Source organism: Frankia sp. Mgl5 (assembly GCF_023242985.1).
In the GTDB taxonomy this organism is placed as follows: Bacteria; Actinomycetota; Actinomycetes; order Frankiales; family Frankiaceae; genus Parafrankia; species Parafrankia soli.
This window is the reverse complement of sequence record NZ_JALKFY010000455.1, coordinates 1-485: the sequence shown is the minus strand read 5'-3', so window position 1 is coordinate 485 and position 485 is coordinate 1. Positions and strand designations below refer to the sequence as shown.

Below are 485 nucleotides of genomic sequence, written 5' to 3'. Positions count from 1 at the left end.
CAGCCGGTGCCGTCGGCGGTGGCGGAGAAGGCTTTGCAGCGTCCGTCGGGGGCGAGGCCGCGCTGGCGGGAGAACTCCACGAAGGCGGCGGGGGAGGCCATCAGCGCGACCCCGCCGGCCAGGGCGAGATCGGCCTCGCCGCTGCGCAGCGCCTGGGCGGCCAGGTGCAGCGCGACGAGGGACGACGAGCAGGCGGTGTCGATGGTGACCGACGGCCCTTCGAACCCGAACGTGTAGGACACCCGGCCGGTGGCGATCGCCCCGGCGTTGCCGTTGCCGAGATACCCCTCCAGCGCCCGCGGCACGACATGCACCCGCTGGGAGTAGTCGTGGTACATGACGCCGGCGAAGACGCCGGTGGTGGTGCCGCGCAGGGTGGTGGGGTCGATACCGGCGCGTTCGATGGCCTCCCAGGCGGTTTCGAGCAGCAGGCGTTGCTGGGGGTCGGTGGCGAGGGCTTCGCGGGGGGAGATGCCGAAGAACTC

General features: G+C 72.8%; 1 protein-coding gene. It reads right to left on the bottom strand.

Annotated elements, in window-relative coordinates; translation table 11 throughout:
* Positions 1-485: polyketide synthase (locus MXD62_RS10115; protein WP_248829072.1), on the bottom strand; the 485-nt coding region annotated here is incomplete at both ends.